Annotated in this window: 22 protein-coding genes and 1 riboswitch; of the genes, 9 read left to right on the forward strand and 13 right to left on the reverse strand. The window is 56.1% G+C overall.

Annotated elements, in window-relative coordinates; genetic code table 11:
• From ureE to plsY, 7 genes are all read right to left on the reverse strand, one after another.
• On the reverse strand, window positions 1-465 hold the full coding sequence (gene ureE, locus V4835_RS03750) for an urease accessory protein UreE (RefSeq protein WP_063144821.1): 465 nt from the start codon (window positions 463-465) through the stop codon (window positions 1-3).
• Window positions 466-474: 9 nt separating this feature from the next.
• The gene (gene ureC, locus V4835_RS03755; RefSeq protein ID WP_331411223.1) at window positions 475-2,178 is read right to left on the reverse strand and encodes an urease subunit alpha; all 1,704 of its coding nucleotides are present in this window, start codon (window positions 2,176-2,178) and stop codon (window positions 475-477) included.
• Entirely contained in the window at window positions 2,171-2,485 is a 315-nt protein-coding gene (locus tag V4835_RS03760; RefSeq protein WP_063144819.1) for an urease subunit beta, read from the reverse strand. The genes ureC and V4835_RS03760 overlap by 8 nt, the downstream gene beginning before the upstream one ends.
• A 10-nt stretch (window positions 2,486-2,495) precedes the next feature.
• Window positions 2,496-2,798, reverse strand: coding sequence for an urease subunit gamma (locus V4835_RS03765; protein ID WP_006811999.1), 303 nt, complete (start codon window positions 2,796-2,798; stop codon window positions 2,496-2,498).
• A 10-nt stretch (window positions 2,799-2,808) separates the two neighbouring features.
• Entirely contained in the window at window positions 2,809-3,636 is an 828-nt protein-coding gene (locus V4835_RS03770; protein ID WP_331411224.1) for an urease accessory protein UreD, read from the reverse strand.
• Between the two features lie 163 nt (window positions 3,637-3,799).
• The gene (locus V4835_RS03775) at window positions 3,800-5,266 is read right to left on the reverse strand and encodes an MFS transporter (protein WP_063144817.1); all 1,467 of its coding nucleotides are present in this window, start codon (window positions 5,264-5,266) and stop codon (window positions 3,800-3,802) included.
• 84 nt (window positions 5,267-5,350) lie between these two features.
• Window positions 5,351-5,971, reverse strand: coding sequence for a glycerol-3-phosphate 1-O-acyltransferase PlsY (gene plsY, locus V4835_RS03780; RefSeq protein WP_023309216.1), 621 nt, complete (start codon window positions 5,969-5,971; stop codon window positions 5,351-5,353).
• Window positions 5,972-6,078: 107 nt separating this feature from the next.
• Between plsY and folB the strand changes: the two genes are divergently transcribed.
• Together folB and bacA are read left to right on the forward strand one after the other, a co-directional pair.
• Complete coding sequence (folB, locus tag V4835_RS03785; protein ID WP_331411225.1) at window positions 6,079-6,447, forward strand: bifunctional dihydroneopterin aldolase/7,8-dihydroneopterin epimerase; 369 nt, start codon at window positions 6,079-6,081, stop codon at window positions 6,445-6,447.
• A gap of 106 nt (window positions 6,448-6,553) precedes the next feature.
• Window positions 6,554-7,375, forward strand: coding sequence for an undecaprenyl-diphosphate phosphatase (gene bacA / locus V4835_RS03790; RefSeq protein ID WP_023333446.1), 822 nt, complete (start codon window positions 6,554-6,556; stop codon window positions 7,373-7,375).
• Window positions 7,376-7,385: 10 nt separating this feature from the next.
• On the opposite strand, the gene V4835_RS03795 is transcribed toward bacA, so the two are convergent.
• On the reverse strand, window positions 7,386-8,627 hold the full coding sequence (locus V4835_RS03795) for a multifunctional CCA addition/repair protein (RefSeq protein ID WP_024906483.1): 1,242 nt from the start codon (window positions 8,625-8,627) through the stop codon (window positions 7,386-7,388).
• Between the two features lie 60 nt (window positions 8,628-8,687).
• A complete protein-coding gene (locus tag V4835_RS03800) occupies window positions 8,688-9,308 on the reverse strand; it encodes a TIGR04211 family SH3 domain-containing protein (RefSeq protein ID WP_063145701.1) in 621 nt (206 codons plus the stop codon).
• Window positions 9,309-9,537: 229 nt separating this feature from the next.
• Here V4835_RS03800 and V4835_RS03805 point away from each other — a divergent pair, with 229 nt between their 5' ends.
• From V4835_RS03805 to V4835_RS03830, 6 genes are all read left to right on the forward strand, one after another.
• Window positions 9,538-10,839 (forward strand): CYTH domain-containing protein, encoded by a 1,302-nt coding sequence (locus tag V4835_RS03805; RefSeq protein ID WP_331411226.1) that lies wholly within the window; start codon window positions 9,538-9,540, stop codon window positions 10,837-10,839.
• 21 nt (window positions 10,840-10,860) lie between these two features.
• Window positions 10,861-13,716, forward strand: coding sequence for a bifunctional [glutamate--ammonia ligase]-adenylyl-L-tyrosine phosphorylase/[glutamate--ammonia-ligase] adenylyltransferase (glnE, locus tag V4835_RS03810; RefSeq protein ID WP_331411227.1), 2,856 nt, complete (start codon window positions 10,861-10,863; stop codon window positions 13,714-13,716).
• A gap of 40 nt (window positions 13,717-13,756) precedes the next feature.
• On the forward strand, window positions 13,757-15,184 hold the full coding sequence (gene hldE / locus V4835_RS03815; protein ID WP_063145690.1) for a bifunctional D-glycero-beta-D-manno-heptose-7-phosphate kinase/D-glycero-beta-D-manno-heptose 1-phosphate adenylyltransferase HldE: 1,428 nt from the start codon (window positions 13,757-13,759) through the stop codon (window positions 15,182-15,184).
• 270 nt (window positions 15,185-15,454) lie between these two features.
• Entirely contained in the window at window positions 15,455-16,249 is a 795-nt protein-coding gene (locus tag V4835_RS03820; protein WP_331411228.1) for a hypothetical protein, read from the forward strand.
• Window positions 16,250-16,300: 51 nt separating this feature from the next.
• Window positions 16,301-20,110 carry a YadA family autotransporter adhesin gene (locus tag V4835_RS03825; protein ID WP_331411229.1) on the forward strand — a complete coding sequence of 1,270 codons (3,810 nt, stop codon included), beginning with the start codon at window positions 16,301-16,303 and terminating at the stop codon, window positions 20,108-20,110.
• Between the two features lie 106 nt (window positions 20,111-20,216).
• Complete coding sequence (locus V4835_RS03830) at window positions 20,217-21,170, forward strand: hypothetical protein (protein WP_331411230.1); 954 nt, start codon at window positions 20,217-20,219, stop codon at window positions 21,168-21,170.
• Window positions 21,171-21,220: 50 nt separating this feature from the next.
• Here the strand turns inward: V4835_RS03830 and ubiK are convergent, their stop codons facing one another.
• Entirely contained in the window at window positions 21,221-21,517 is a 297-nt protein-coding gene (ubiK, locus tag V4835_RS03835; RefSeq protein WP_331411231.1) for a ubiquinone biosynthesis accessory factor UbiK, read from the reverse strand.
• Between the two features lie 119 nt (window positions 21,518-21,636).
• Window positions 21,637-21,787, forward strand: a riboswitch (FMN riboswitch).
• Window positions 21,788-21,893: 106 nt separating this feature from the next.
• On the opposite strand from ubiK, the gene ribB reads away from it, so the two are divergent.
• Entirely contained in the window at window positions 21,894-22,547 is a 654-nt protein-coding gene (ribB, locus tag V4835_RS03840) for a 3,4-dihydroxy-2-butanone-4-phosphate synthase (protein WP_010435670.1), read from the forward strand.
• A 45-nt stretch (window positions 22,548-22,592) separates the two neighbouring features.
• On the opposite strand, the gene V4835_RS03845 is transcribed toward ribB, so the two are convergent.
• Genes V4835_RS03845 through V4835_RS03855 form a run of 3 tightly spaced genes read right to left on the reverse strand, consistent with a single transcriptional unit; the run spans window position 22,593 to window position 26,847 of the window.
• Complete coding sequence (locus V4835_RS03845) at window positions 22,593-23,654, reverse strand: type 1 fimbrial protein (protein ID WP_331411232.1); 1,062 nt, start codon at window positions 23,652-23,654, stop codon at window positions 22,593-22,595.
• Window positions 23,638-24,399 (reverse strand): fimbrial biogenesis chaperone, encoded by a 762-nt coding sequence (locus V4835_RS03850; RefSeq protein WP_331414075.1) that lies wholly within the window; start codon window positions 24,397-24,399, stop codon window positions 23,638-23,640. The genes V4835_RS03845 and V4835_RS03850 overlap by 17 nt, the downstream gene beginning before the upstream one ends.
• Window positions 24,400-24,408: 9 nt before the next feature.
• Entirely contained in the window at window positions 24,409-26,847 is a 2,439-nt protein-coding gene (locus tag V4835_RS03855) for a fimbria/pilus outer membrane usher protein (RefSeq protein WP_331411233.1), read from the reverse strand.
• Between the last annotated feature and the right edge of the window lie 21 nt (window positions 26,848-26,868).

The raw sequence follows: 26,868 nt of genomic DNA on the forward strand, positions 1-26,868 counted from the left end.
TTAATGTGAATGAGCGTGAGAATGGCTGTGGCTGTGGGCATCGCTGGCGTAAGCGCCCGCTTCCGGTTCAAACGGCAGGCTGGCGTAGGCCACCTCCAGCCCGAACTGGCGCAGCATGTCGTCGAGAACGTGGTCGTGGTGATAGCGCAGCTCGCCGGGCATGATCTGCAGCGGCACGTGGCGGTTGCCCAGGTGGTAGCAGGCGCGGGCGAGCAGGAACGGATCGGCGCAGCGCACCACGGAAACCGACTCCGGGGCGGCGATCACTTCAATCACCTCGCTGCCGTCGTCGGTAGTCAGCAGGTCGCCCCCGCGCAGCAGCAGGCCGCGCGGCAACATCAGCCCGGCTTCGCGGCCGTCGTTCAGCGATACGCGGGCGCGGCTTTTCACCCGCACGTCAATCGGCAGCGTGACGCTGGCGGTGACGGGGTGGGCATGGTCCAGGCGTTGGGTTAAATAGATCATCATCACTCCTCAAAACAGGAAATAGCGTTGCGCCATCGGCAGAACGTCAGCCGGTTCGCTGGTTATCAGTGCACCGTCGACGCGCACCTCGTAGGTTTGTGAGTCGACGGTGATGTTCGGCTGTAAGCCGTTGTGGATCATGTCCGCCTTTTTCACCGTCCGGCAGCCTTTCACCACCGCGGTGGCGCTTTGCAGGTTGAGCTGCTGCGGGATGCCGTTCGCACTGGCGGCCTGCGAGATAAACGTCAATCGGGTGGCGTGACGCGCGGCGCCCAGCGATCCAAACATCGGGCGGTAATGCACCGGCTGCGGCGTAGGGATCGAGGCGTTGATATCACCCATTGGCGCACAGGCGATCATCCCGCCCTTGACGATGGTGGCGGGTTTGACGCCGAAGAACGCCGGGGACCAGACCACGAGATCCGCCAGCTTGCCCGCCTCAATCGAACCGACCTCGTGGGCGATGCCGTGGGTGAGCGCCGGGTTAATGGTGTATTTGGCGACGTAGCGCTTCACGCGGAAGTTATCGTTCTCGCCGATCTCTTCCGGCAGCGCGCCGCGCTGGATCTTCATGCGGTGCGCGACCTGCCAGGTGCGGATAATCACTTCCCCGACCCGGCCCATGGCCTGCGAATCTGAGGAGGTGAGCGAGAACGCGCCGATGTCGTGCAGCACGTCTTCAGCGGCGATGGTTTCACGACGAATGCGGGATTCGGCAAACGCCACGTCCTCGGCGATATCCGGATCGAGGTGGTGACAAACCATCAGCATGTCGAGATGCTCGTCGATGGTGTTCACCGTGTAGGGCAAGGTCGGGTTGGTGGAAGAGGGCAGAATATTCGGATGCGCGCAGGCGGTGATGATATCCGGCGCGTGGCCGCCGCCCGCGCCTTCGGTGTGGAAGGTATGGATGGTGCGCCCGGCGATAGCCGCCAGCGTGTCTTCGACAAAACCGGACTCGTTCAGCGTGTCGCTGTGCAGCGCCACCTGAATATCCATTTCTTCCGCGACTTCCAGCGAGCAGTTGATCGCCGCAGGCGTCGCGCCCCAGTCTTCGTGGATCTTCAGCCCGATGGCGCCCGCGGCGATCTGCTCGCGCAGGGCATCCGGGTTGGAGCCGTTACCTTTGCCGAGCAGACCAATATTCACCGGCAGCGTATCGGCAGCCTGCAGCATGCGGGCGATATACCACGGCCCCGGCGTGCAGGTGGTGGCGTTGGTGCCCGCCGCCGGTCCGGTGCCGCCGCCGATCATGGTGGTGACGCCGGAGACCAGCGCCTCTTCCGCCTGCTGCGGGCAGATCCAGTGGATGTGGGTGTCGATCCCGCCGGCGGTGACGATCTTCCCCTCGGCGGCAATCACTTCCGTTGCCGCGCCAATCGGGATCGTCACGCCGGGCTGAATGTCCGGGTTTCCGGCTTTGCCAACGGCGAAGATCCGCCCGTTCTTCACGCCGATATCGGCTTTTACGATCCCCCAGTGATCGACGATCAGCGCGTTGGTGAGAACCAGATCCACGCAGCCGTCAGCGGTCATCTGCCCCTGGCCCATGCCGTCGCGGATCACCTTTCCGCCGCCGAATTTAACCTCTTCGCCGTAGACCGTGAGATCGTCTTCCACTTCGATCCACAGCTCGCTGTCGGCCAGCCGCACCTTATCCCCGGTGGTGGGGCCGAACATATCGGCATACGCCCGGCGTGAAATCTCAGCCATGTTTCACCTCTCCCATCACCTCGCCGCGAAAGCCGAAAATGCGCTGCGCCCCGGTGACCTGAACCAGCGTCACTTCCCGCTTCTGGCCGGGCTCGAAGCGCACGGCGGTACCCGCCGGGATGTTCAGCCGGAAGCCTCTGGTGGCTTCCCGATCGAACTTCAGCGCCGGGTTGACCTCGTAAAAGTGGTAGTGCGATCCGACCTGGATCGGCCTGTCGCCGTGGTTTTCGACAACCACGCGTTGGGTTTCACGCCCGACGTTGAGGGCAATGTTTCCGGACCGGATCTGATATTCGCCTGGGATCATCACGCGCTCCTTAGACGATCGGGTTATGGACGGTGACGAGCTTGGAACCGTCCGGGAAGGTGGCTTCGACCTGAATATCCGGGATCATCTCCGGGACGCCCTCCATTACCTGGTCGCGCCTCAGAACGTGTCGGCCCGCCTCCATCAGCGAGGCGACGGTTTCGCCATCGCGCGCGCCTTCCATAATGAAGGCGCTGATCAGCGCGACCGATTCCGGGTAGTTGAGCTTTACCCCGCGCGCAAGGCGGCGTTCGGCAACCAGCGCGGCGGTGAACAGCAACAGCTTGTCTTTTTCTCTGGGGGTCAGTTCCATAACGTTTCTCTTATGTCTGCCAGATACGCGGCGAACAGGCGGGTTTGGTGGTGAGAAGCGGGCGAAGCGACTGCCAGATATCGCGCATCACCCGCTGGCAAATCAGGTTGTCGTGGGAGAGAAAACGCACCGACAGCAGGTCATCGGTGAGCGTTGCACCCGCATAATTTTCCAGCGGTGCGAGCCGTTCGCGCACCGCGTCGAGATGTTTTTCCCGGGCAGGGTAGAACAGCAGCGTGCCGAGCCACGGATGTCCGGCGACGGGCGTGAGATCGCCGTCGCTAAGATGCTGGCGCTCAATCAGGCGCGGTTCGTCTTCAACCCAAATGTCAAGGCGGCTCTCCAGCATGCCGTGGCTGAAGGTCTCTCCGATCACCGGGCGACCCAGACAGTACAGCTCCCACGCCAGCAGCGTGCTGGAGGCCTTCAGGTGGAAGACGGAGCGCAGCGCGGCATTCGCACCGGGAAAAATAATGGTGTCCTGCGGCAGCCACTCCAGGGTGGAATCTTCCTCGAGATAAAAATGCTGGCTCAGACGAGCCTGCGGGCCGCTGCTGCGATAGAACTTGCTGGCGCCGGGCATGCTGATAAGCACATGGCTTTTGGCGTCCAGCCGAACGGAAATGTCCAGCGTATCGCCGCCAACAATCCCGCCGGGCGGGTGCAGCAGGTAAAGGTGGCAGGTTTCCCCTTCGGGATAAAACGGACGCTGAACGGTGAGCGGCCCGACGTGGTGGGCGGAGTGCAGGAGGGTTTTCTCAGGGGTGTGACAAAACTGCAGGGCAAGCGATGCCTGCCAGCCTTTATACGTATTATCAGTGACCTGAGCTGCTAACATGCTGCATCCATTTCCACACCATCGGGATACGTTTCAGTATGCCCTGGCGGAAATGAAGGCTGTCATATGAGTCGCTTATGGATGGTCTGTAATGTAGGCCGGGTAAGCGCAGCGCCACCCGGCAAGAAAGGCGATGACATTATTAATGACGGGGTTTGCGGGACTAGCGGTAATCCTCCGCATCCACATCATATCCGGACGGCTCCCAGCGGATCGCCAGCAGCGATGCCAGGCCGATAAACGGCGCCAGCGCAATCACCCAGAACACGGCGGTATCCAGCGAGGCGACCAGCAGCGGGAACAGGAACAGCGACAGCGTCGAGCTGCTGCGCATCAGCGTCTGGTTGAGACCCACGCCCACGCCCCGCAGCGAGGTCGGGTAGCTCAGCGAGGCAAACGTCATGGTATGCGCGCCCGGACCAAATCCCTGACCGAACAGGAACAGTGCCAGCATCGCGACGGCGAGCACTCCTTCAGAGGCGCCTTCAGGGCGGCCAATCAGCGCCAGTCCCAGCAGCGCGACAAGCTGGCAGGCATAACCCGCAAGCGACATCCGCCAGGCACCGAAGCGCGGCACGTAGCGTACCGCCAGCAGTCCGCCGACGAAGGCAAACAGCAGGTTAAGCACCAGAGAAATGAGTATGGTGGTGAGCATCGACTGGACAAAGAAGCTGGAGATGATCACCGGCAGGCCAAACGCCACGGCGTTATAGGCAAACGAGGAGACGACTGAAAGCAGCGTGGCGAGCGTCGTGCGGCGTAAGTAGATGCCGCGGAACAGGTTCAGATAGTTTGACCATTTCGCTTTATTCACGATAGGTGCGGGCTGGGCGAGCGCGTCCTGCGGCACGTGGGCATTGATGTTGTACGACTGGCGTAAAATCGACGCCGCCTCTTTCAGGTTGCCCTGATTCGCCGCCCAGACCGGAGATTCGCTCATATAGCGGCTGCGGATGGCGATAATCACCAGCGCGGGCACCGCGCCAAAGCCGAGGATCAGGCGCCAGAGCCAGTCGCTGTGGCTTTCCGGCAGCACCGCGTAGAAGAAAAGCACCAGCAGGTAGGAGATGCTGATGGCGGCATACCATGTGGGGCACCACATCGCGACGCTGGAAGCCTTATTTCCCGGCCCTTTCAGCCTGGCGAACTCGCTTAAAAACGCCATCGCCACGGGAAGGTCGATCCCGACCCCAAGCCCCATCACAAAGCGGGCGCCCGCGAGCACATATTCGTTCGGGGCCAGCGCACAGGCGATGGCTGCCACCACGAAGAACACCATATCGGCCATAAAAACGCGGTAGCGCCCGATTTTATCCGTAAGGTAGCCGCCGAGCAGCGCCCCGACAATGGCGCCAAAGGTAATCGCCGAGGCCACCATACCGGTACCGGCGGGCGTCAGGTTAAATTCGCGGGTGATATCTTTAATGCCGAACGCCAGCGCGCCCAGATCGTAGGCATCGAGGAAAATACCGCCCAGCGCGATACCGACCACGATACGGGCGTTTGCCCGGCCCTGAGAACCGTCATTAACGAGGCGTGATACATCCGATGCGCTGCGCACCCACTGAATGTCGCCATCAGGAGGATTACCTGCCGTTGAAAGGGGAGTGGTGTCTGTGATTTCAGCCATTTTCTTCTTAAGTGGTTGTGTTGTGTTATTAACAGTTACCACAGGCAGAAGGTGACCAAAATCACATTTGGCTATAAGGCATAACTAACCCTTCGGAGCGTCTTTTTTCTTTCTCTTGAGCTTCGTCCAGATTTTGGTCTCCTGACGACGCCACAGGCGCTGGATATTGTCGTGATGACGCAGCAGGATAAGACAGGAGAGCATCGACACCGGGAAGGTGAACTGAGGTTTGAACCACCAGACGTAGAACGGCGCGATCAGCGCGCTGACGATAGCGCCCAGCGACGAATAGCCGCTCAGAAGAATGGTCAGAAGCCAGGTCCCGGCCATGACGCCGGTTAAGTCCCAGCCGATGGGCGCAATGGCACCAAAGGCGGTCGCCACACCTTTGCCGCCTTTAAAGCCGAAGAATACGGGCCAGATGTGGCCGACGCAGGCAGCAATAGCAATGAGCCCCAGCCAGAACGGCGTGACGCCCAGCGCATACGCGCCCCAGACGGGTAGCATCCCTTTCAGAACATCAAAAATCAAAACCGCTACGGCTGCTCCCTTGCCGCCAATTCGTAGTACGTTGGTCGCCCCCGGATTCCCGGAACCATTTTCACGCGGGTCAGGTAACCCGGCAATGCGGCAGACCAGAATGGCGCTGGAGATTGAGCCGCAAAGATAGGCGAGGAGGATCATTCCAGGCGCGATTGCACTCATAACGCTGTTCCGTTTTGAAAATGTATCTGTATTCTCAGCATCTGTGGATAATACGCATAATTCGCCGGAAGTGGTATCCGGTTTAGCCAAAAAGCAGGCAGGTCGTGATGGATATTGTATTTATAGAGCAACTTTCGGTAATCACCACAATTGGTGTTTACGACTGGGAACAGACCATCGAGCAGAAACTGGTGTTCGATATCGAAATGGGATGGGATAACCGCAAATCGGCAAAAAGCGATGACGTGAACGACTGTCTGAGCTATGCCGATATCAGTGAAACGGTCATCGCCCACGTTGAAGGGCAACGTTTTGCGCTGGTCGAACGGGTGGCTGAAGAAGTCGCAGAATTGCTGCTGAAAAAATTCAACTCACCGTGGGTGCGCATCAAGCTGAGCAAGCCGGGAGCGGTGGCGCGCGCCGCCAGTGTTGGCGTCATCATTGAGCGTGGCACAAATCTGAAAGGCAAGAATTAACGTCATAATTGCTAAACCATTTTAGGTTATACCGGTCTCAAGACTGTATCTTATCGGTTGTCCGTATGGGACACCGTTTTTTTATATCTTTTTTAGGGGTTTATAGATGAGCGATATGCACTCGCTGCTGGTGGCGGCAATACTGGGTGTGGTCGAAGGATTGACGGAGTTTTTGCCGGTTTCCAGTACGGGCCATATGATTATCGTTGGCCATCTGCTGGGCTTTGAAGGGGATACCGCAAAAACGTTTGAAGTGGTGATCCAACTGGGGTCTATTCTGGCGGTAGTCGTGATGTTCTGGCGTCGCCTGTTTGGCCTGATCGGCATCCATTTTGGTCGTCCGCCTCAGCACGAGGGGGCCGGTAAAGGTCGTCTGTCACTAATCCATATTCTGCTCGGGATGATCCCTGCGGTGGTGCTGGGCCTGGTTTTCCATGACGCCATCAAATCTCTGTTTAATCCGATTAACGTGATGTACGCGCTGGTGGTGGGGGGCTTCCTGCTGATCGCCGCGGAAGTGCTGAAGCCAAAAACGCCGCGCGCGGAAGGTCTGGACGATATGACGTATCGTCAGGCGTTTATCATTGGCTGCTTCCAGTGTCTGGCGCTGTGGCCGGGCTTCTCGCGTTCAGGCGCAACCATCTCCGGTGGGATGCTGATGGGCGTAAGCCGTTACGCCGCGTCAGAGTTCTCGTTCCTGCTGGCGGTGCCGATGATGATGGGCGCCACCGTACTCGACGTCTATAAGAGCTATCACTTCCTGACGGCTGGCGACATTCCGATGTTCGCCGTCGGCTTCATCACCGCGTTTATCGTGGCGCTGATTGCCATTAAAACCTTCCTGCAGTTGATTAAGCGTATCTCGTTTATTCCGTTCGCGATCTATCGCTTTATCGTGGCGGCTGCGGTGTACGTGGTCTTCTTCTGACCGATTGCCCTCAGTCTTTCGGCTGAGGGCAATGCTTTTCCTTCCAGTCCGACACAGCCTGAATTCGCCGTTTCGTGAGCTCTTCGCGAATTTCCGGTCCTTTGAATCCTGCTTCGACAACGTCCTTCGTGGGCACCGCTTTCGCGACGTCCCAGGCTTTACGCAGTAAACGTCCCTGCGGGTAATCGCACGCTTCAAACCCGGTACGACCGCGCACGTCAGCTTCGCTGGTGAGCGCGATTTGCTCTACGCGCTGGGGTTTGCGCCAGGCGTCGATATTATCGAAAAGCTTAACGATGGTAGCCGGCTTCAGGATGGGGAAGGTGTGGATCAGATCGTGGAACTCGGCCACCAGTTTCGCCAGATCGCGGATCTCGTTCGGGACGCGCAGACGCTGGCACAGACCCTCGACCAGCTTCACCCCAGCCGGGCCGTGCCCGTGGTGGCGAGGCCAGAATTCTTTTGGCGTTAAGCCTTTGCCGAGATCGTGGCACAGGGTGGAAAAGCGCACATCCACGTCAGGGCTGAGCATGGCCGCCATGCTCAGGGTCATCAGCGTGTGTACGCCGGTATCAATTTCCGGGTGCCATTTTGCCGGGGCTGGTACGCCAAACAGCGCGTCTATTTCCGGGAACAGCACCTTCAGCGCGCCGCAGTCTCGCAGGACCTGGAAAAAGACCTGCGGGTTGCGCGTGGTGAGCGCATTTTCCGTCTCTTTCCAGACGCGCTCTGGCGTCAGGTGTTCAAGCTCGCCCGCCTCGGTCATGGCGGTCATCAGCGCCATTGTCTCATCGGCAATACGGAAGCTGAGATGGGCGTAACGCGCGGCAAAGCGCGCTACGCGCAGCACGCGGAGCGGATCTTCAGAAAACGCAGGGGAAACGTGACGTAAAAGACGGTTGCGCAGATCGTCCTGACCGCCATAGGCGTCAACGATCTGCCCGTGCTCGTCCTGCGCCAGCGCGTTGATGGTGAGATCGCGGCGCAGGAGATCTTGCTCCAGCGTCACGTCCGGCGCGGCATAGCAGGTGAAGCCCGTATAGCCCGAGCCCGATTTCCGCTCGGTACGCGCCAGGGCATACTCTTCACGGCTTTTCGGGTGCAGGAACACGGGAAAGTCGCGGCCTACCTGCTGGTAGCCCGCGTCGAGCATCTCTTCAGGGGTGGCGCCAACCACCACCCAGTCTTTATCTTTGACCGGCAGACCTAACAACGCATCACGTACCGCACCACCGACCAGATAACTCTTCACGCCCAACTCTCCCGTTTTCTCTTTTCCAGAATAATACGTAAGTCTGGCAGAGAAGACGAATTAGTTCATCCAGCGGTCTTTACGCTTACGGCTTGGGATCAGATGCGGCAGGACCAGACCCATTACCAGACCCACGCCCAGCACGCCGCCGCCATACATAAACCACTGCATGATAATGGTGCGCTGTTTGTCGTCGAGCTGCAGATTCGCGGCATTCACCTTCTTCTGCGCGACAATCAGCTCGTTTTTCAGTTTCTGGTTTTCTTCTTTCAGGCCGTTAATCACACCGTCGCTTTGCGCCACTTTCTGCTGCATTTCAGCGGTGCGCTGGTTCCAGGTGCCGTCTATGTTGTTCAGCTTGTCGGTCAGGGTCTTCACCTGGTTTTCCAGATCCGGCACGCGCGTGCGCAGGCTTGGCACGGTGCTCAGCTCTTTCAGCGGGATCCAGGAAGTACGACCGGTACTGTCGCGAACCTGACCATAGTTGGTGTCCGCGTTAGTTTGTAACAGGGTGACTTCCTCGCCGGCATTGACCGTGCCCACGAGGCGATAATTATCTCCAGGGCCACTGCGTACCCAGGTGTTCAGTTCGTCAGAAACGTAACGCTTCTCTTCAGCGTGCACTGCGGTTGCGGCGCTAAAAGCGAGTAAAGTAAGTCCAATCAGGCGTAATTTAAGCATCATTAGTCGTTATTTTCATAAATAGTGGAACGATAGTAGTGGCAACAGTGTCTCTACGCAAAGCATTCGTCAGCAATCAGAATCATCTGTGTCACGACTCTACAGATTTACGCCCGACAAATTGCTCATTGCATGGCAATTTGGCGCAAAATACTATGTACTGACAAACAAATGGCGAGGAAGTTCGCCCTCATTGACGCGTCTGTGACGCACGCAAAAGTACAAGGCTATGGCACAAGAAATCGAATTAAAGTTTATCGTCGAAAAAGACAGCGTTGACGCACTCCGCCAGCATCTGCATACGCTTTCCGGCGAACACCATGCACCGGTACAACTGCTTAATATCTATTACGAAACGCCAGACAGCTGGCTGCGCCGCCACGATATGGGGCTGCGCATCCGCGGTGCGAGCGGGCGCTACGAGATGACGATGAAAATTGCCGGCCGCGTGGTCGGCGGTTTACACCAGCGCCCGGAATACAATATCGACATCAGCAAGCCAGAACTTGAGCTGGAACGCTTCCCGGCGGAAGTCTGGCCGGAAGGCGAGCTGCCTTCCACGCTGGCGGAACAGGTACAGCCGCTGTTCAGCACCGATTTCTGGCGCGAGAAATGGCTGGTAACGGAAGGCAAAAGCCGCATCGAAATCGCCCTCGATCTGGGGGAAGTGAAGGCGGGTGAGTTCCAGGAACCGATTTGCGAACTGGAGCTTGAGCTGCTGGAAGGGGACGCAAATGACGTGCTGAAGCTGGCGCGCAGGCTGGTGAACCAGTCCGGACTACGTCAGGGAAGCCTGAGTAAAGCCGCGCGGGGTTACCATCTGGCCGCCGGAAATGCGCCGCGCGTGCTGAAAGAGACGACCATCCTGCACGTTGCGCCGAAGGCCAGCGTTGAGCAGGGTCTGGAAGCCGCGCTGGAGCTGGCGCTTTCTCAGTGGCAGTACCATGAAGAGCTGTGGGTGCGAAATGTGAAAAACGCGAAATCCCACGTGCTGGCGGCGATTGCCCTGGTGCGCCATACCCTGACGCTCTTCGGCGGTATTGTTCCTCGCAAAGCGAGTGCTCACTTACGTGACCTGCTGACGCAAACCGAAACGCTGATGCTCTCCGACGTATCGGCGCAAACGGCGATCTACAGCCCGCAAGCCGCGACGGCAAAACTGGCGCTGACCGAGTTCCTGGTGACGCGCGGCTGGCGCGCCTTCCTGGATGCGAAAGCAGAGACCAAAATTGCGGAAAACTTTAAGCGTTTCGCGGATATTCATCTTTCCCGCCATGCCGCTGAACTGAAGACTACGTTTGCTTACCCGCTGGGCGATCAGTATGGCGATCAGCTTCCCCGTCTGTCGCGCAACATCGACAGCATGCTGCTGCTTTCCGGCGCTTATGACGGCGTGAAAACCCAGGCCTGGCTGGAGAACTGGCAGGGTCTGAAGCATGCCATTGAAACCCGCCAGCATATTGAGATTGAGCATTTCCGTAACGAGGCCATTTCACAGGAGCCGTTCTGGCTGCACAGCGGAAAACGTTAACTCTGGCAAGGAACCCCTATAATGCCGCTTTCTTCAGCGTTACAGCAGCAGTGGCAGACCGTTTGCGAACGTCTGCCTGAGTCATTACCGGCGTCATCGTTAAGCGAGCAGGCGAAGAGCGTGCTCGCCTTCAGTGATTTTGTGCAGGAAAGTATCACCGCCAACCCGGACTGGCTGGCAGAGCTTGAGAACGCGCCGCCGCAGGCGGAAGAGTGGCGGCATTATGCCGGCTGGCTGCAAACCGCGCTCGAAGACGTTGCGGATGAAGCCACGCTGATGCGCGTCCTGCGCCAGTTCCGCCGTCGGGTGATGGTGCGCATTGCCTGGGCGCAGTCGCTGGAGCTGGTAAACGAAGAGAGCACGCTGCAGCAGCTAAGCGAGCTGGCGCAAACGCTGATCGTCGCCGCGCGCGACTGGCTCTACGCCGCCTGCTGCAAAGAGTGGGGCACGCCGTGCAGCGAGGAAGGGGTTCCTCAGCCGCTGTTGATTCTGGGGATGGGCAAGCTGGGCGGCTGCGAGCTGAACTTCTCCTCCGACATCGACCTGATTTTTGCCTGGCCCGAGAACGGCTCCACGCGCGGCGGCCGTCGCGAGCTGGACAACGCCCAGTTCTTTACCCGTCTCGGTCAGCGCCTGATTAAGGCGCTGGACCAGCCGACGCAGGACGGTTTTGTTTACCGCGTGGACATGCGCCTGCGTCCGTTTGGCGACAGCGGCCCGCTGGTGCTGAGCTTTGCCGCGCTGGAAGATTATTACCAGGAGCAGGGGCGCGACTGGGAGCGTTATGCGATGGTTAAAGCGCGGATCATGGGCGACAGCGACGACGCTTACGCCAACGAGCTGCGCGCCATGCTGCGCCCGTTCGTGTTCCGTCGCTATATCGACTTCAGCGTGATCCAGTCCCTGCGTAATATGAAAGGGATGATCGCCCGTGAGGTGCGCCGCCGTGGTCTGAAGGACAACATCAAGCTCGGCGCGGGCGGCATTCGCGAAATCGAATTTATCGTTCAGGTCTTCCAGCTTATTCGCGGCGGCCGTGAGCCGTCCCTGCAGTCCCGCTCGCTGCTGCCGACGCTGAGCGCCATCGAGCAGCTGCATCTGCTGCCGGACGGCGACGCGCAAACCCTGCGCGAGGCCTATCTGTTCCTGCGCCGTCTGGAAAACCTGCTGCAAAGCATCAACGACGAACAGACCCAGACCCTGCCGGGCGATGACCTTAACCGGGCGCGTCTGGCCTGGGGCATGCGCGTGGACGACTGGTCAGCGTTGACGGAACGGCTGGACGACCACATGGCGGGCGTGCGCCGCATCTTTAACGACCTGATTGGTGATGACGAAAGTGAATCGCAGGACGATGCGCTTTCCGAGCACTGGCGCGAGCTGTGGCAGGACGCGCTTCAGGAAGATGACACCACGCCGGTGCTGACGCACTTAACCGACGACGCGCGCCATCGCGTGGTGGCGCTGATCGCGGATTTCCGTCTCGAACTGAACAAACGCGCCATCGGCCCACGAGGCCGTCAGGTGCTGGATCACCTGATGCCGCACCTGCTGAGCGAGGTCTGCTCGCGGGCGGACGCGCCGGTGCCGCTGTCGCGTATGATGCCGCTGCTGAGCGGGATTATCACGCGTACCACCTATCTGGAGCTTCTGAGCGAGTTCCCCGGCGCGCTGAAGCACCTGATTACGCTCTGCGCCGCGTCGCCGATGGTGGCCAACAAGCTGGCGCGCTACCCGCTGCTGCTGGATGAGCTGCTCGACCCGAACACGCTGTATCAGCCAACGGCGACGGATGCCTACCGGGACGAGCTGCGTCAGTATCTGCTGCGCGTGCCGGAAGAAGACGAAGAGCAACAGCTGGAGGCGCTGCGTCAGTTTAAGCAGGCGCAGATGCTGCGCGTGGCGGCGGCGGATATCGCCGGAACGCTGCCGGTGATGAAAGTGAGCGATCACTTAACCTGGCTGGCAGAGGCGATTATCGACGCGGTGGTGCATCAGGCCTGGGTGCAGATGGTGGCGCGCTACGGCCAGCCGAAACACCTGGCCGATCGTGAAGGCCGCGGCTTTGCGGTCGTGGGGTACGGCAAGCTTGGCGGCTGGGAATTGGGCTATAGCTCCGATCTGGATTTAATCTTCCTGCACGACTGCCCGGTTGACGTGATGACCGACGGCGAGCGCGAGATTGACGGGCGTCAGTTCTACCTGCGCCTGGCCCAGCGCATCATGCACCTGTTCAGTACCCGCACCTCGTCGGGCATTTTGTATGAAGTGGATGCGCGCCTGCGTCCGTCCGGCGCGGCGGGCATGCTGGTGACCTCAACGGACTCCTTCGCCGATTACCAGAAGAACGAAGCCTGGACGTGGGAGCATCAGGCGCTGGTGCGAGCTCGCGTGGTGTATGGCGATCCGCAGCTCAAAACGCAGTTTGACGTCATCCGCAGGGAGGTTATGACCACCGTGCGTGATGGCAGCACGCTGCAAACGGAAGTGCGTGAAATGCGCGAGAAAATGCGCGCGCATCTCGGCAATAAACATCGCGATCGCTTTGATATTAAAGCCGACGAGGGCGGGATTACCGATATTGAATTCATTACCCAGTATCTGGTGCTGCTGCACGCCCACGACAAGCCGAAGCTGACGCGCTGGTCCGATAACGTGCGCATTCTGGAACTGCTGGCGCAAAACGACATCATGGACGAGCAGGAGGCGCAGGCCTTAACCCGCGCCTACACGACGCTGCGCGATGAGCTTCATCACCTGGCGCTGCAGGAGCAGCCGGGGCATGTGGCGCTGGACTGTTTTGCTCATGAACGTGCTCAGGTAACGGCCAGCTGGCAGAAGTGGCTGGTGGAACCGTGCGTAACAAATCAAGTGTGATATTATCGCGCGCAAATTGTGAATCTTTCTGGAGTCAGGAATGAAAGTAACACTGCCAGAGTTTGAACGTGCTGGGGTAATGGTTGTTGGGGATGTGATGCTGGATCGCTACTGGTACGGGCCTACCAGCCGCATCTCTCCGGAAGCACCGGTACCGGTGGTTAAGGTCGACACCATTGAAGAGCGTCCCGGCGGCGCGGCAAACGTGGCGATGAACATTGCCTCTCTGGGCGCGCAGTCGCGTCTGGTGGGCCTGACCGGCATCGACGATGCGGCGCGCGCGCTGAGCAAGTCGCTGGCGGACGTGAACGTGAAGTGCGACTTCGTTTCTGTTCCGACCCACCCGACCATCACCAAGCTGCGCGTGCTGTCGCGCAACCAGCAGCTGATCCGCCTCGACTTTGAAGAAGGTTTCGAGGGCGTCGATCCCGAGCCGCTGCACGAGCGTATCAACCAGGCGCTGGGCAATATCGGCGCGCTGGTGCTGTCCGACTACGCCAAAGGCGCGCTGGCGAGCGTGCAGACGATGATTCAGCTGGCGCGTAAAGCCAGCGTACCGGTGCTGATCGACCCGAAAGGGACCGATTTTGAGCGCTATCGCGGCGCGACGCTGCTGACGCCAAACCTCTCCGAGTTTGAAGCGGTGGCGGGCAAGTGCAAAACCGAGGAAGAGCTGGTTGAGCGCGGCATGAAGATCATTGCTGATTTCGAGCTGTCAGCGCTGCTGGTGACCCGCTCCGAGCAGGGGATGACGCTGCTGCAGCCGGGCAAAGCGCCGCTGCATATGCCAACCCAGGCGCAGGAAGTGTACGACGTCACCGGTGCCGGTGATACGGTGATCGGCGTGCTGGCGGCGACGCTGGCAGCTGGAAACTCGCTGGAAGAGGCGTGTTACTTCGCTAACGCGGCGGCGGGTGTGGTCGTCGGTAAGCTCGGAACGTCTACCGTTTCGCCAATCGAGCTGGAAAACGCGGTGCGCGGGCGTGCGGATACCGGTTTTGGCGTCATGACCGAAGACGAGCTTAAAGTGGCCGTCGCCGCCGCGCGCAAGCGTGGTGAAAAAGTGGTGATGACCAACGGCGTGTTTGACATCCTGCACGCGGGCCACGTTTCATATCTGGCGAACGCGCGCAAGCTGGGCGATCGCCTGATTGTGGCGGTCAACAGCGATGCGTCGACGAAACGCCTTAAAGGCGAAACGCGTCCGGTGAACCCGCTGGAGCAGCGCATGATCGTGCTCGGCGCGCTGGAAGCCGTGGACTGGGTGGTGTCGTTTGAAGAAGACACGCCGCAGCGCCTGATTGCCGGCATTCTGCCAGATCTGCTGGTGAAAGGCGGCGATTACAAACCAGAGCAAATCGCGGGAAGCGAAGAGGTTTGGGCCAACGGCGGCGAAGTGATGGTGCTCAACTTTGAGGACGGGTGCTCAACCACCAACATCATCAAGAAGATCCAGAGAGACAGTTAATCATTGATATAAAATACATACGGGCCGAAAGGCCCGTTTTTTTTGGGTCAACATACCTCCACCTGCCACACCTGCAAATTTATATTGCGCATCATAACTATAATTTCAAATTATCAATTATTGTTTTTATATATTTATTTTAAATGCATTTTACTGTCAATTAATTTTTTGTTTACTCTGAATGTAGTTTATTTAATGCATTTCGAGGTACATATTTAAAATATAAAAATATATAATCGGACTCCATTTGTTTTAATCATTTCCAGGGAAATGGAAATTGTTGATTGCTTACTTCGCAAGGGAGTTGTGATGAATCGTCTTTTTTGTTTCGTTAAATCTTTTTCGAGATTACCAAAAATTAATGTTAAAGCATTAATCTGCTTTGTGTTTAGTTTTTTTATTTTTGTTGAAGTCAGCCATGCATCAAGTTCCCACATGTCTAACGACAATGTTGCTTCATCTTCAGTAGATCATAAGACTGATGAGCTCACTCGGTTTAATCAGGCGGTTGACTATGATCTGAGTGGCAATCATGCCGAAGCCAGAACGATATACAACCTTCTGAAAAACAGTCGCCTATCAAGTCTTGTTGCTGTTCCTTCCGCCATTAATCTGGTCGATCTCAATAAAGTTGATGCGGCAGAGCAGGCATTTAATGAGATCGTCTCTGGCGGAGCGTTACGCGACCGTGACTATGCGCGCTTATGGCAACTGTGGGTGCTGGCTAAGCGCTGGGCAGGTAAACAAGCCGATCTTGTCAGTGAGCTAAAAGAACAGGCTGGAAATAAGGCATGGTCGCTCTCCTGGGAGAATGACATTGCTTTGGTTTATGCCGGGAAAAAGTCCCCGCAGGATGTATTGCGTATCATGGCTCAGAAAGTGGCAAAAGGTGAAGCTGATAAAGATGCACTAACCGAAACGGTGTTCTTTATTACGGGCTATCTGCACTATGTTCAACATGATGTTAAATCAGCAAAAAAATATGCAAGGCAATATCAATCGTCTTTCAATTATGCATCTTTAGAACGCCCGTTAATCGAGCGTGAGTACATTGCAGGAAAGTAATTAATACACTTAAAAGGAGATGGTGCACCATTACTGGCGCCAGGATTTGTTATGAATAAAATTTACAAAGTTATTTGGGACCCAATTTTAAATATTAATATTGTGGCGGGTGAGTTTTCACGCTCTAAAGGTAAAAAAAGCAGTAAATCCGCACTCGTCGGCGGTTTATTGGGTGCGGTAGCGCTAAGCTTTTCCCCTGTCGAAAGTGCGCAAGCCTATACGGCGGGCGGTGGAGCAACAACCGACGCGGATGGCGTGGCGATTGGCACGAATACCACCGCGGGTGTCGCTGTCACCGTGCCCATAGGGGCGATTGGTACAGGTAATACCGATATCAATGGAGCAAAAGTGTCAAGCGTCTCTATCGGCGAAACGGCAACGTCCGATTCAGGTAGCGTCGCGATTGGCGATCATGCGAATGCCCTGAACACGGGCACGTCCACCGGCGTCAGTGTGGCTATCGGTCCGTACTCCAGCGCGACAAAAGGCGGAAGTATAGCGGTGGGTGCCTCTGCACTGGCGAATGGTCAAAACTCGGTTGCTCTGGGTATTGGTACTGAAACCGGCGTTGATGGCGATGTTGCTATCGGTTCAAGCGCGTACGCGGGTGATGGCGGCAAAGGGAATACCTCTGTTGGTAACTGGTCCAAAGCCGTGAGCGGATCGGCTGCCGCGTTCGGTGACCTCAGTAATGCCCTGGCGGCAAGGAGCGCCGCAGTAGGGTATAAAAGTACGGCCACGGCCGCAGATTCTCTGGCAATGGGTAGCCAGTCTACCGCCACAGCGGCCAGCGCTGTTGCAGCAGGCCTGAAATCCTCTGCAAATGCGACTGACGCCGTTGCGCTGGGGGCGAACTCTGTTGCATCCGTAGCGGGAAGCGTTGCGCTGGGCGCAAACTCCGTTACGTCCAATGCGGTTGCGACCTCAAGCGCAACGATCAATGGCAATACCTATCAGTTTGCCGGCTCGGTACCTTACAGCACCGTGAGCGTGGGTGGAAAAGGCAGTGAGCGTACGGTTTCTAACGTTGCGGCAGGCCGTCTTAGCTCAACCAGTACCGATGCGGTAAACGGTTCACAGCTTAATGCAACGAACCTGGCCCTTAATTCATTATCCGATGCCAGCGTGCAGTACGACGCTGACAAAGACGGAAATCTGAACCTGAACAGCATCACGCTGAAAGGGACCACCTACAACAGTCAGAACGGCAGCGGCGGAACAACCATCACCAACGTTGCGCGCGGCGTGAATGACAGTGATGCGGTGAATATGTCTCAGCTGAATGACGTGAATAGTGGTATTGCGGATATCAATACGACTATCACAAATCTGGCGGGCAACACGGATACTACCTATATCGAAACGCACGGTTCTGGTACCCGTTATTCGCGTACTAACGAAACAGGCCTGGCGGAAAGTGATTCCACGGCGAGTGGTAAAGGAAGTACAGCGGTGGGTTATAATGCGACCTCCGCCGGCGAAAATAGCCTGGCATTGGGTAACGCTGCGACCGCGACCAACACCGGTGATGTGGCGTTAGGTGCGGGCTCTACAACCGCAGCAGCGGTGGCGACCACCAGTGCCACCATCAAAGGCGCAACCTATAACTTTGCAGGCACTGCGCCTGTGAGCACGGTTAGCGTGGGTAGCGCTGGAAAAGAGCGTACCATCACCAACGTGGCAGCAGGTCGTTTAAGCGCAACCAGTACCGATGCGGTAAACGGTTCACAGCTTAACGCAACGAACCTGGCCCTTAATTCATTGTCCGATACCAGCGTGCAGTACGACGCTGACAAAGACGGTAAGCTGAACCTGAACAGCATCACGCTGAAAGGGACCACCTACAACAGTCAGAACGGCAGCGGCGGAACAACCATCACCAACGTTGCGCGCGGCGTGAATGACAGTGATGCGGTGAATATGTCTCAGCTGAATGACGTGAATGGTGATATTGCAGATATCAATACGACTATCACGAATCTGGCGGGCAACACGGATACCACCTATATCGATGCGCACGGTTCTGGTACCCGTTATACACGCACCAATGCAACTGGCCTGGCGGAAAGTGATTCCACGGCGAGTGGTAAAGGAAGTACAGCGGTGGGTTATAATGCGACCTCCGCTGGCGAAAATAGCCTGGCATTGGGTAACGCTGCGACCGCGACCAACGCAGGTGATGTGGCGTTAGGCGCGGGCTCTACAACGGCAGCAGCGGTGGCTACCACCAGTGCCGTCATCAACGGCGTGACCTATAACTTCGCAGGCACTGCGCCTGTGAGCACGGTTAGCGTGGGTAGCGCTGGAAAAGAGCGTACCATCACCAACGTGGCTGCAGGTCGTTTAAGCGCAACCAGCACTGATGCGGTAAATGGCTCTCAGCTTTACGCAACCAACACGGCTGTGAGTAACCTGACGCAAAGTACAATTCAGTACAACACCAACACTGATGGCTCGACAAACTATGACAGCATCGTTCTGAATGGCGATACATACAATAGTAAGACGAAGGAAGGTGGTACCACCATTAGCAACGTGGCGTACGGCGTTAATGACAGCGATGCGGTGAACGTCCAGCAGCTGAACGAAGCCACCAGCAATATCTACAACTCCGGGGTTAAATACTTCCACAGTACGTCCGAGCTGGCTGACGCCGTTGCATCGGGTGCGGATTCTGTCGCGGTAGGCCCACAGGCCAGCGCGAAAGGCGCCAGCTCAATCGCGATGGGCAATAACGCTGAATCCGTTGGTGCGAACAGCATGGCGATCGGTGCCGGAGCGAAGGCAACGAATGCTAATGACGTAGCGCTGGGTTCCAACTCCGTTACTGAGGCGGCGGTTGCCACAACCGGCGTGACTATTCGTGGACAGGAATATTCCTTTGCCGGTACTGCACCGACCAGCACCGTTAGCGTAGGTAGTGCGGGTAACGAACGCACTATTACCAATGTTGCTGCGGGTCGTATTAGTGCGACAAGCACAGATGCAGTGAACGGTTCTCAGCTGTATGCCACGAACCAGGCGATTGAAAACATTACGGCAAGCGTGTCGGATATCAGTGCCAGTGCGGTCCAGTACAATACGCTGGCAGATGGCTCTGTTGATTACAATACGCTGGTTCTGGGCGGCGATACTTATGACAACGCAACCAACACGGGCGGCACAACAATCGCTAATGTGGCCAATGGCGTAAATGCCAGCGATGCTGTTAACAAATATCAGCTGGACCAGGTAAGCGAAAGCGTTGTGACGCTTGCTGAAGGTAAAGCAGGGATGTTCCAGGTTAACAACACCAGTAATTTGGCCACTCCAGTGCTGACCGGGGCTGATACGACTGCTGTAGGTGCGGGCACAAACGTCAGCGGTAACAGCAGCGTGGCCGTGGGAAGTGGTTCCACTGCCAGCCATAATAACGCTGTGGCGCTGGGAGCAAACTCCTCAACCGATCGTGACAATAGCGTTTCTGTCGGTTCTGCCGGAAATGAGCGTCAGATCACCAACGTTGCTGCGGGTACAAAAAGTACAGATGCTGTAAACGTTGCACAGATGAAAGACGCGGTAAGCGACTCTTATCAGTACACGAATAACAAATTCGGCGATCTGAAGAACATGATCAACGATCAGAAAGACAAGCTGAGCGCCGGTATTGCAGGCGCAATGGCGATGGCCGGATTGCCACAGCCATACTCTGCGGGTGCAAGCATGTTCAGCATGTCTGGCGGTACATATCAGGGTGAATCTGCCGTCGCGTTTGGTGTTTCGACGATTTCTGATAACGGTAAGTGGGTCAGTAAACTGTCGGGTTCAACCAACAGTCAGGGAGATTACGGCGCCGCTATTGGTGTGGGTTACCAATGGTAAGGCATCGTTAATGTATAACCGTCCTCGGCCATATGGCTGAGGACGGTTTTTTTATTTAAATGAATATGATGGCCATAATCTGGCATCAACACTGGTCATTAATAGTATGATAGTTAAACGTTTTTCTCTAATATCTGCAGCATTTCTTCTCTTCCCGGTTATTCCAGTTTTAGCTGCGCCTCAAGATTTGCCCGTTAAGTCTATTAGCGTCCCGGCCTGGAATGTTATTACCGATACATTGTTTGTTATGACGCCTGCTGTTAATGGCAAGCGCAACGATTTCCTGATGCGCATGGTGTGCGGGCTGGCACGTGGTGATATAACGCAGCAACAAGTCAACGCCACGCTGGCAGAAAAAAAAGTCAATATTAACGGCATACCTGAGTCTGGAAGCCCATTATCTTTACTGGTTAATGGCAACGTTACTCAGCAAGCCACAACGTGTGCTGCTTATCTTGCATCATCTTTATTTATGCCTGCGGATAACCAACAGTATTTTGACGAGAAAAAGGTTCCATCGCAGCCCCGCGTAGATGAGGGTAACGGTTTTTGGCAAAGATTGACGGGCAAAAAAACCACAACAAAAAACACGCCCGAAAAGCAAGAGTATGTATTAAATACAGTACGTTTTGAGCAGGGGGCTAAAGAGAAAATAGCGCTTGCGCAGGCTACGGCACAATTTTACGCGATCATTGCAAAAAATATTCAGAGTGCGGTTCCGTTAAGTTATGCCGCGTATCAGAAGCGGACTGCGGATGTCGTAAGAAACTATGCCGGAGAATATCTTCGTTCAATAGGCCAGTTTTATCTGTCACAGGATAAAGCCCACTTCACAGCAATGACGGTAGATATGGGAAGTTTTCGAGTTGAGAATTCGACAGGGAATGCTTTTCAAATGCAGGGGAGTGATTTTCTTCTCACAGCCAGAGGCGTGCCGTGGTTTGGGAACGGTAAGATTTTAGGCAAAGACTATTTTGTTGACGTTGCAATCATTGCGACGCCCGCGGTCGCCGAAGGAAAAGTGCAAACGAAGCAGAAAAAAGGCGGTCTTAACAAATAGTTCAGGCAATAAATACCCGGTCGCGCGGTGCTTCCGGGTATTAACAGGGACTATTCCTGAGCATCCACCGGGGGGAGCGCCGGTGCCGGCTTCACTTCTTCCGGTGCATTGCGGTTTTCCAGCTCGCTCAGACGCTGTTCCAGCAGTGCCAGCTTCTCGCGGGTGCGCAGCAGAACCTGGGTCTGCACGTCAAACTCTTCGCGGCTGACTAAATCAAGGCGAACCAACTGCGCCTGCAGCGTCTGGCGGATTTTCTTCTCAACGTCATCACCAAATTCACGAATACCTTTTGGCATAGATTCATGAACCTGACGCGCGATCTGCTCAATTTTCTTCGGGTCAATCATTGTCGTTTCCCTTGATGGAAAGGTGTTAGTGTCCATTGTAGCGCGTCATGCCCGGGGTAAACAAAATTGTTTGATGCTTATGCATTGCCCAGGATAATCAATAGCGTTATAGTTATCTCGCTTATTCTCAGGGCGGGGCGAAATTCCCCACCGGCGGTAAATCAGCGTGACGCTGAAAGCCCGCGAGCGCTTTGGGTGAAAACTCAAAGGTCAGCAGATCCGGTGTAATTCCGGGGCCGACGGTTAGAGTCCGGATGGGAGAGAGTAACGATCCAGTCGGGCATGGGCCCGCTCACGTTATCTTTTTGCCGCTTATACGGCGCTCCTAAGACTGCCCTGATTCTGGTAACCATAATGTTAATGAGGTTTTTTTACCATGAATCAGACGCTACTTTCCTCTTTTGGCACTTCAACTCAACGTGTTGAACATGCACTGGATGCACTGCGCGAAGGCCGCGGTGTGATGGTGCTTGACGATGAAAACCGTGAAAACGAAGGCGACATGATTTTCGCCGCCGAAAACATGACCGTTGAACAGATGGCGCTGACCATCCGTCACGGCAGCGGCATCGTATGCCTGTGTATTACCGAAGATCGTCGTAAGCAGCTCGAGCTGCCGATGATGGTTGAAAACAACACCAGCGCCTTTGGTACCGGTTTTACCGTGACCATCGAAGCGGCGCATGGCGTGACCACCGGTGTGTCTGCGGCTGACCGTCTGACCACCGTGCGTGCTGCGATTGCAGACGGTGCGAAGCCATCCGATCTGCATCGTCCAGGCCACGTCTTCCCACTGCGTGCGCAGGCGGGTGGCGTGTTGACCCGCGGCGGTCACACCGAGGCGACTATCGACCTGGTGACGCTGGCAGGCTTCAAACCTGCTGGTGTGCTGTGTGAGCTGACCAACGATGACGGCACCATGGCGCGCGCGCCGGAGTGCATCACCTTTGCGCGTCTGCACAATATGCCGGTGGTAACGATTGAAGATCTGGTCGAGTATCGCCAGGCGCACGAGCGCAAAGCCAGCTGAAATTGCTGATGTGAGAAAAGCCGGGGAAACCCGGCTTTTTCGTATCTAGTGATAGTTAATTTTGAACAGAACCACCGTTTCGAATGGACCGGACTGAATCGCTTTTCCTTCGACCGGCGACAGCTCTGCGGTGTATTCCTGATCATGCTGCATCGTGCTGCCCGTAAAATCTGCGTACTCTTTATACTGATTGAACGTGTAAGGTTGCGTCCCGTTGAGGATCCGCAGCTTCAAGCCGTTACCGATTAGTAATGCCGTATCATCAGCACTGAGCGATTCAGTGGTGTAGAACGATGAGTCCATTTTGAATCCGTCCGAGCACTGCGCGTCCTGCACCTTGGTCGTTTTCACCGAAAAGGTCCGTTTACGCGTCTGTTGATTCACAATATCGCGCGCGCTAAAGGTGCCGAAATCAATCTCCTGGTTCTCAGGGTAAATACTGAACGTCGCCCCGCAGTCCAGAACGGTAATATTTTGCAGACCGCTGATGTGATATTTGAGGTTTTTCGCGTCCGACATCTGATTCACGCCGCCTTTTCCGTCAAACTGGACAACGATGTAATCGCTAAGGGAGCTGACGTAACCGTGGGGTGGCATCGTTTTGATTTTTACGTATAAGCGCAGGCGAGCGACAAAGGTTCGTGAAGTGTGGATATCGTCCGGGTTACCGGAACAGATACGATTTTCCCATCCCATTTGCCGGATCTGGTCAGGGGTATAAATTGTGATGTTTTGATTGTCCAGACACTGTCGGGTATCGAGGCCGTTGGGCTGGCCTGTTGCATCGTAGTCTATCCCTTCATAGGTTACACCAAGTTCATAATAGGGATCGGTGGTTGAAGGATACGGATTCACCCAGCCAAAAACATCCTCAGGTTGAAAGCTGCTTGTGACATTGTGATCGCAAGTCACCGGAATTTTGATGTCATCCGATTCCCAAATTTTCTCACCTACCTGCGCATTGCTCGGGATAGCAAACGGCGAGATCGTTTTGGTCTCTTCAACGGGGCCGCCGGAACCGCCCAGGTAGCAGTCTAGCGCCAGAGCTTCTTTTAAAGGCAGCGCTGAGAGCAGCAATATAAACAATACGTTAGCGAGATTTCGCATCTTTTTCGATCTTCCGTTCGGTGAGCGTGCACTGCGCTGTTCCCGCGCACTGTACGTCGACCTTTTTCAGGGCACCGTAATCGTCGATGTATCCGATGCTGTAATAGCTACCGTGGTAATCACCGGTGGACGTCGTGGCCGTTGCGAAGGGCGCAATCATCAGGCTGTCAAAACCGGGCAGCATGGTTTTAGCATTCTTGCTGAGCCATGCCAGGGTGATGTAATACGGCGTGGGGTTATGCACGGTCAGCCCTTTCGCATTGGCTGAGATTTCCATGCGCATTTCCGCAAGCTCACCGGGTTTTTTGGTAATCGCTTTAGGACGCCAGAACAGTTTGATTCTGCTCTGCATCGCGACCTGCATAACGCTACGTCCATCGCTGGCGCTGCTGCTTTTCGGCGGCACTTCGCGCAGGTTGAAATAAAACAGGGATTCTCTGTCTTTCGGCAACTGGCTGGTGGCCGCTTGCTTAACGATCCTGACCTGTGACGCGGAACCCGCTTCAAGGCGTTGAATGGGAGGGAGCGCCATGAAATGCGTGTCTTCTTTGCGCCCGTTTTCATCTTCAACCCAGGAGAGCGCCAGATAGGGCAGCGCCTTGCTCTGGTTTTCAACCTTCAGGCTGCTGGCTTTGTCGCTTTCCGGAAAGACAATGCGCGTGCGGTCCAGGTTTACGGCCGCGTGGGTGGTGAATGCTGTGCCGACCAGCATCAGGCACAGGCTTTTGAGTGAGGTTAATTTCATCATGGTTTCTTACTGACATGGCAGTATCAACTGCATACTGTTTTCAAGGTGTGAAGGTAACGCGAAGCGACACTGCTGATTGTCTCCCCACGTCACGCGGAACTGTTGTTCTGGCTCTACGGCACCGAGCCAGACGTGGCCGTCATCGGCGACCATGGCAATCTGCTGGTCGTTTTCCAGCAGGCGAACAACCGCGCCCAGCGGCGGCGTACCGGAAGCAGTGCGTAAGATGCCTGCAATATCATTGCCTGCACGCGTGGCAATCTGACGGAATCCAATCGCGCCTTCCGTCCAGGTTGAGGTGACGACGCGGGTGTCAACGTCCACGCCATCGGGCAGGTTGTTCATATTGACCTGCACGCTGGAGGGCGAATAGCTGGAGATAGACGGTAAAACACCAATGCCAAACTGGTTGGTTTCATCCCGAGACATGTTAAGGGGAATGTTGCCTACGCCGTCGGTGCTGACCATCACGCGCGGTTCATTACCATAACTACGGCGGTGCAGCGCAGCGCCTTTAGTCGTCGAGGTGAATGAACCGTTCCAACTGGCGCTCAGGGAATTGTATTCATTAGCCTTATAGCTCCCGGAGAGATTCAGATCGCCATAAGGGGAATAATGTTGATAGTTGCCGCTTACCTGCGCGCCTGCGTCTGACTTCTCGCTCTCGGTGCCTGCGGAAACGCCCCAGGTATTATTCCGGTCTGATGTGTCATACCACGATACGTTCTGGCTCAGACTGTCGCTGTTGCGCAGGTCGTAATTCAGTCGATGATCGGGATCGAGCGGCACGCTTAGTGAGAGATAGAACTGCGTATCGTCGTTTTCATCTTCATAATGCGTTTTACTCCACGACAGGGTGATGCCCAGGTTTTTCCAGCGGCCCAGATCAAAGTTGTAACCTGCGGTCACGCTGCCCGTTGTGGAAGGCGAGTCGTTCCACCAGGTTTGACGCAGCATGTTCACATAGAGGTTGAGCGATAACGCCGAAATGTACTGGCTGGCCGTCACGCTAAGCGTCTGTTTTTCTGACTGCCGATCGTTATTGTCATAATCCAGAAAACGGGCGTAGCTCAGGAATTGTCGGTCCGAATAGCGATAGCTGGCGAGCGTAAGCTGGCTGCCTGTGGTATCGAAACGCTTACTGTAGTTAAAGCGGTAGCTGTAGCCCGTCTGGCTATTCTGATTGGGCAACTGGCTGGTCGCCTGCGTAACGTCGAAAGAGAGGGCTCCCAGGTACTCCATGTTTTGTCCGATGCCGGCGGCGACGGAACGGTAATGATCGCCATCGGCGAGTGTACCGCCATAGAGAGAGGTTTGTGACAGCACCCCCCAGGAGAATTCACCGCTCAAAAACGCGTTATCTTCGACGTCATGCGAAGCGTCTTTGCGCGCTTTCCCGGTCGCCAGCTTGTAGCGAACCTGACCTTTGCGGGTTAAAAATGGCACTGATTCTGCAGAGACCTGGAAGGTGCTGACGCGCCCGTCTTCTTCCGTCACCTTTACGTCCAGCGTACCCTGGACAGACTGGTTAAGATCCTGAATCACAAAGGGACCGGGCGGGACTTTGCTCTGGTAAATCACGCGATCGGCAAGGCTGACGGTAACCGTGGCGTTAGTTTGCGCTATCCCGGTAATTTGCGGCGCGTAACCCCGTAGCGACCACGGCAGCATGCGCTCATCGCTAATCAGGGATGCACCGGTATAGGTGAAAGCATCAAAAATAGCGGACTGGAAATCCGTTTCGCCCAGCGTAAGTTTGGCGCCGAGCGAGGGGAGAGGACGGAACATATAAACGCGCGAAAACCGTCCATCATGTTCAGAACCGGCATCGGTATGCGTTTGCGTGTACTGATAATCGCTGCGCAACCGCCACGCGCCCATATTTGCACCCGCGGTGCCGTAGGTGTTGGCGTTGTCCGAGCCTGAGCCGCTATTAGGCTGGTAATGACTGGCGAACAGGTTGTAATCCAGCAATACGCCAGGCACGCCGTTGTCCCAGGTGGATGGCGGCATCCAGTCTGCGGCACGGTACTGTAGCCATGCCTGCGGGACGGTCACCTTGAGCGTCTGGCTGGCCTGGTCAAAGGTAAACTTAATATCGGGTCTGGATGAAAAATCAATGCATCCCTCTTTTTCTGGCAGAGCGCTGCGAATGGAGTCCTGCAGAGCAAAGGTATCGGCCAACTCAGGTGGAATACAGACCTGTACCTGATTATTAATTTCTCGCCAGCTAAGCTGCCAGCCGTTTGCCAGCGGAATATCATTAATGGAAACCGTAACAAAATAGCTACCTGGAATTACGGCGATTTGATCTTTGAAGAGAGATAAGTCAACGCTGCCGCGCTGATCTTTATCAATGGCATTTATGTTAAATTCAGTCGCGGAGGCAGTTTTCGTCATTAACAGGGACGTGATAATGATTATCCATTGTAATTTGTATGTCATCGTCCTGTTACTCAAAAAATA

Origin of the sequence: Enterobacter cloacae complex sp. CARB60 (genome assembly GCF_036487345.1) — a bacterium.
GTDB lineage: Bacteria > Pseudomonadota > Gammaproteobacteria > Enterobacterales > Enterobacteriaceae > Enterobacter > Enterobacter asburiae_D.

Coding starts and splice junctions, on each gene's coding strand:
- ureE (WP_063144821.1), bottom strand. CDS start 465: ATGATCTATTTAACCCAACGCCTGGACCATGCCCACCCCGTCACCGCC.
- ureC (WP_331411223.1), bottom strand. CDS start 2,178: ATGGCTGAGATTTCACGCCGGGCGTATGCCGATATGTTCGGCCCCACC.
- V4835_RS03760 (WP_063144819.1), bottom strand. CDS start 2,485: ATGATCCCAGGCGAATATCAGATCCGGTCCGGAAACATTGCCCTCAAC.
- V4835_RS03765 (WP_006811999.1), bottom strand. CDS start 2,798: ATGGAACTGACCCCCAGAGAAAAAGACAAGCTGTTGCTGTTCACCGCC.
- V4835_RS03770 (WP_331411224.1), bottom strand. CDS start 3,636: ATGTTAGCAGCTCAGGTCACTGATAATACGTATAAAGGCTGGCAGGCA.
- V4835_RS03775 (WP_063144817.1), bottom strand. CDS start 5,266: ATGGCTGAAATCACAGACACCACTCCCCTTTCAACGGCAGGTAATCCT.
- plsY (WP_023309216.1), bottom strand. CDS start 5,971: ATGAGTGCAATCGCGCCTGGAATGATCCTCCTCGCCTATCTTTGCGGC.
- folB (WP_331411225.1), top strand. CDS start 6,079: ATGGATATTGTATTTATAGAGCAACTTTCGGTAATCACCACAATTGGT.
- bacA (WP_023333446.1), top strand. CDS start 6,554: ATGAGCGATATGCACTCGCTGCTGGTGGCGGCAATACTGGGTGTGGTC.
- V4835_RS03800 (WP_063145701.1), bottom strand. CDS start 9,308: ATGCTTAAATTACGCCTGATTGGACTTACTTTACTCGCTTTTAGCGCC.
- V4835_RS03805 (WP_331411226.1), top strand. CDS start 9,538: ATGGCACAAGAAATCGAATTAAAGTTTATCGTCGAAAAAGACAGCGTT.
- glnE (WP_331411227.1), top strand. CDS start 10,861: ATGCCGCTTTCTTCAGCGTTACAGCAGCAGTGGCAGACCGTTTGCGAA.
- hldE (WP_063145690.1), top strand. CDS start 13,757: ATGAAAGTAACACTGCCAGAGTTTGAACGTGCTGGGGTAATGGTTGTT.
- V4835_RS03820 (WP_331411228.1), top strand. CDS start 15,455: ATGGAAATTGTTGATTGCTTACTTCGCAAGGGAGTTGTGATGAATCGT.
- V4835_RS03825 (WP_331411229.1), top strand. CDS start 16,301: ATGAATAAAATTTACAAAGTTATTTGGGACCCAATTTTAAATATTAAT.
- V4835_RS03830 (WP_331411230.1), top strand. CDS start 20,217: ATGATAGTTAAACGTTTTTCTCTAATATCTGCAGCATTTCTTCTCTTC.
- ubiK (WP_331411231.1), bottom strand. CDS start 21,517: ATGATTGACCCGAAGAAAATTGAGCAGATCGCGCGTCAGGTTCATGAA.
- ribB (WP_010435670.1), top strand. CDS start 21,894: ATGAATCAGACGCTACTTTCCTCTTTTGGCACTTCAACTCAACGTGTT.
- V4835_RS03845 (WP_331411232.1), bottom strand. CDS start 23,654: ATGCGAAATCTCGCTAACGTATTGTTTATATTGCTGCTCTCAGCGCTG.
- V4835_RS03850 (WP_331414075.1), bottom strand. CDS start 24,399: ATGAAATTAACCTCACTCAAAAGCCTGTGCCTGATGCTGGTCGGCACA.
- V4835_RS03855 (WP_331411233.1), bottom strand. CDS start 26,847: ATGACATACAAATTACAATGGATAATCATTATCACGTCCCTGTTAATG.